The organism is Kribbella sp. (assembly GCF_035687465.1).
Taxonomy (GTDB): Bacteria; Actinomycetota; Actinomycetes; order Propionibacteriales; family Kribbellaceae; genus Kribbella.
In genome coordinates this window covers 1-3903 of the sequence record NZ_DASRXP010000741.1, presented here as the reverse complement: position 1 = coordinate 3903, position 3903 = coordinate 1, and the positions used below count along the sequence as shown (strand labels likewise).

The following is a 3903-nucleotide window of genomic DNA, read 5'->3' as shown; positions in this document are numbered from 1 at the left end:
CGCCTGGGAGGTAGACGTTGTATGCGATGTCCTCGCCCAAGATCTTCGACCGGAAGCTCGCCGAGGTGATGGTCCCGGGCTCGGCCGCGGCGGGCCGAGCAGGACTGGCGGCGGGGAGCAGCAGGTTGGCGACGACGGCAGCCGCCGCGGCCGCTGCGAAGGGCAGGAACGATCTCATCACGGTCTCCAGGGCGTGGCGGAACCACTCGATGGAAGCCTTTGTAATCGGTTACGTAAACGATTACAAGATCTCGCCCGCAGTGCCTCCCGCGCTGCGGGAGGCACCAGGCGTTACTTGCCGGTGAAGGTCGGCTTCTCCTTGGCGACGAACGAGGCCACGGCGTTGCGGTGGTCCTCGGTGGCGCCGGTCAGCTGCATCTTGGTGGCCTCGAAGGCCAGTGCCTCGGCGAGCGTGTGGCTCGCGGAGTACGCGATGGACTGCCGCACCGAGCCGTAGGCCTGCGTCGGTCCGGCTGCCAGCTTGGCCGCCAGTTCGGCGGTCGCGCCGGCCAGGTCGCCGGCCGGGACGACGCTGGTCGCCAGGCCCAGCGTCAATGCCTCGTCGGCCGGGATCGTGCGGGGGAAGTAGAGCAGTTCGGTCGCCTTGGCCTGGCCGATCAGCCGGGGCAGGGTCCACGAGATCCCGGTGTCGCAGGACAATGCGATCCCGGTGAAGGCGAAGTTGAACCCAGCCGTGTCGGCGACGACCCGGAAGTCACAGGCGAACGCCATCGACGCACCCGCGCCGGCCGCCACGCCGTTGACCGAAGCGATCACCGGCTTCGGCATCTCGGCCAGCGCCAGGGCGATCGGCGCGTAGTGGTCCGGCACGGTGCTCCAGAGGGCGTCCGTGTCGTTCGCCGCGAGCAGGCCGATGTGCTCCTTCAGGTCCTGGCCGACACAGAACGCCCGCCCGGTCCCGGTCAGCACGACACACCGGACCTCGTCGTCCTCGGCCGCCTGCAGGACCGTGTCCCGCAATGCCACCTTCGTCGCCGTGTCGAGCGAATTCATCGCTTCCGGCCGGTTCAGGGTGATCGTGCCGACGCCCGCGGACACGTCGTACGCGACAGAGTCACTCATCGTTGCTGGCTCCCAACGCTCAGTCAAGGTGGTCAGTGAATGGTCAGGCAGTTGTCGACGAAACGCCCGGCCGCGTGGCCCAGTCGATTCGCGTGAAAATCGAAGAACGCAGCGGCCCGGGTGCCGGCCCAGTCGTCCGGCAGCAGCTCTGCCGGCAGGCCCGGGTCGACGAAGAGGAACTTGCGCCACTCATGCACCAGTTCGGACCGGACCGCGAACGCTTGCTCGTCGGTGACGTCGTCGCCGGCGCTCTCGGCCAGCGCCTTCGCCTCGTTCAGCCAGGCGTCGTACGCCGCGCCGAGCTCGTCCAGCTTCCACACCCGGCGGGCGAACTCGACCGCGTCCTCGTCGATCGGGGCCAGGAACCGGTCCGCGGCGATCCCTTCCAGGCCGAGGATCTGGTCCACCTCGGCGTCGTTGCGCAGCCCGACCCAGGCGCCGTCGGACAGCGGAGCCCAACCCAGGAAGGAAAGTTGGCTCGCGAGCTGCTCGCGGCGGCGCGCGTTCGGGACCTCGCGGAGGATGCCGAGATGCCAGTGCCGATCCCACTCGGCCGGATCGGCGCCCGGCTCGTCCCGGTCGCCGGGTCCACCGTCGGTCCGGTAGATCCGGGCGGCGGCGTCGTCGAGTCGGCGACGCGCCCGGGCCGTCAGCCCGTACCCTGGCTGGCCGTCGATCCGGACCGGCTCCAGCCAGCCCTGCCTCACCATCCGCGAGACGGCGGTGCGCACTGCCGGTGGATGCACCCCCAGAGGCGCGAGCAGGCGGACCAGGGCGGCCACCGGGGCCCGCGAACCACGCGCGCGCAGGTGGTCGCCGTACAGGTCGAAGAGGGCTGAACGGGCGTGCACGAGACCTGAGTCTGCCGTATGGTGCACGGCTCTGGCCCGCGATCGGGGATAATGGGTCGCGATACACACTGCGATACGCGCCGACGGCGCATCACCGCACGGCGCCGGCGACGGTCCCGCGCGGTGTCGTCGCTCAACACCGAAGAGGGCTGTGCCAATGAGGGAAGGGGTGCGCGCATGGCGGCGATGAAGCCGCGGACGGGCGATGGTCCGCTCGAGGTCACCAAGGAGGGCCGGGGGATCGTGATGCGGGTTCCGCTCGAGGGCGGCGGTCGGCTCGTCGTCGAGCTGAACGCCGATGAGGCGACCGAGTTGGGGAACGCGCTCAAAGCCGTTGTCGGCTGAAGAGATCCTCGCGGGGTGCTCCTTCCCGGCGCACCTGTGACATCTGCACGACCCCGGTGGGTGCCCTTTCCGGCACCGGCCGGGGTCGTTACGGTTAGCTGGACAGTCGACCAATTTGATCAAATAGTGAGGTCTTCCTAGTGGCTCGCCGCACCAGTAAGAGCGTCTTCCCCACCCTGCCTGCCGTCGCCTGGCAGCCCGGGCTCCCTGTTCACGGTTCCCCGACCTGGGTGATCGTGGTCGGCGAGGCCGGTCTGCCCGGTGCCGCGAAGGAGGCGGGTGAGCGGCTCAAAGTGGACCTCGACCGGCTGCTGGAGGCTCAGCGCGATGGCGGGTTCTCGACGTCGGCGGGTGCCACCGCGGCGTACCCGCTGCTGACCGGTGAGGTCGGCGAGGTGCTGCTGGTCGGCGCGGGTGACGGCTCCCCGGCGGACCTGCGACACGCCGGAGCGGCGATCGCCCGGTTCGGCCGCGGCAAGGACGAGCTCACCACGGTTGTTGCTGAAGGCATCGATGACGCGGGGCTGCAGGCGTTCGCCGAGGGGATCGTGCTCGGCGCCTTCACCTTCCACCGCAAGACCGTCGATCCGGGCAAGCCGGTGGTCGAGCGGATCACGCTCACCGACGGCTCCGACACCGACCGCGCCGCCGCGATCGAGCGCGGCCTGGTGATCGGGCGGACCGGCTGGCTGGCCCGGCAGTTCGCCACCACCCCCTCGAACGAGAAGGACCCCGCCTGGCTCGCCGCCCGTGCGACCGAGCTGGCCGCCGTCACCGGCCTCGAGGTGAAGGTCTGGGACGAGAAGGCGCTCGCCGCTGACGGGTTCGGCGGCATCCTCGCGGTCGGCCAGGGCTCCACCCGGCCGCCGCGGTTCATCCGCCTCGACTACACGCCCGACGGCGCCGGCAAGGACACGCCGTACGTCGTGCTCGTGGGCAAGGGGATCACGTACGACACCGGCGGGCTGTCGCTGAAGCCGCGCGAGGGCATGGTGTCGATGAAGCGTGACATGACCGGTGGTGGTTCCGTCATCGCGACGATGTCGGCGCTGCGCGAGCTCGGGGCGAAGATCCGGGTGACGGGACTGGTCTGCGCGGCGGAGAACATGCCGTCGGGCACGGCGTACCGGCCTGACGACGTGATCCGGCACTACGGCGGGCGGACCACGGAGGTCAAGAACACCGACGCTGAGGGGCGGCTGGTCCTCGCGGACGGGCTGGCCTACGCGGTGAGTGAACTGAAGCCGGACGTGCTCGTCGACATCGCCACGCTGACGGGCGCGATCAAGGTGTCGCTGGGCTCGATGCTCTACGGCGGCATGTTCTCGACCGACGACGCGCTGGCCGACAACCTGGCGGATGCGGGTGCGGCGGCGGGGGAGCGGTTGTGGCGGATGCCGTTGCCGGCGGAGTACGCGGAGCTGATCTCGACGCCGATCGCCGACTCGGTGAACAGCTCGAAGGGCCCGGGGTCGATCACCGCGGCGCTGTTCCTGAAGGCGTTCACGGGCGACCTGCCGTGGGCCCACCTCGACCTGTCCAGCATCGCCGAATCGCCCGCGGACGCCCTCGAATACACCCCCGGAGCCACCGGCGCCGGCGCCCGCCTCCTCACCACCTGGCT

General features: G+C 70.3%; 4 protein-coding genes. 2 read left to right on the top strand and 2 right to left on the bottom strand.

Features of this window, described 5'->3' with window-relative positions:
- Positions 1-291 precede the first annotated feature (291 nt).
- Together VFG33_RS40160 and VFG33_RS40155 are read right to left on the bottom strand one after the other, a co-directional pair.
- Positions 292-1083, bottom strand: a complete 792-nt coding sequence (locus VFG33_RS40160; protein WP_325058292.1) for an enoyl-CoA hydratase/isomerase family protein — start codon at positions 1081-1083, stop codon at positions 292-294.
- Between the two features lie 32 nt (positions 1084-1115).
- Positions 1116-1934 (bottom strand): PaaX family transcriptional regulator, encoded by an 819-nt coding sequence (locus VFG33_RS40155; protein WP_325058291.1) that lies wholly within the window; start codon positions 1932-1934, stop codon positions 1116-1118.
- A 177-nt stretch (positions 1935-2111) separates the two neighbouring features.
- Here VFG33_RS40155 and VFG33_RS40150 point away from each other — a divergent pair, with 177 nt between their 5' ends.
- Positions 2112-2279 (top strand): DUF3117 domain-containing protein, encoded by a 168-nt coding sequence (locus VFG33_RS40150; protein ID WP_012923066.1) that lies wholly within the window; start codon positions 2112-2114, stop codon positions 2277-2279.
- Between the two features lie 140 nt (positions 2280-2419).
- A partial coding sequence (locus VFG33_RS40145) for a leucyl aminopeptidase family protein (protein ID WP_325058290.1) occupies positions 2420-3903 on the top strand: 1484 nt, incomplete at its 3' end.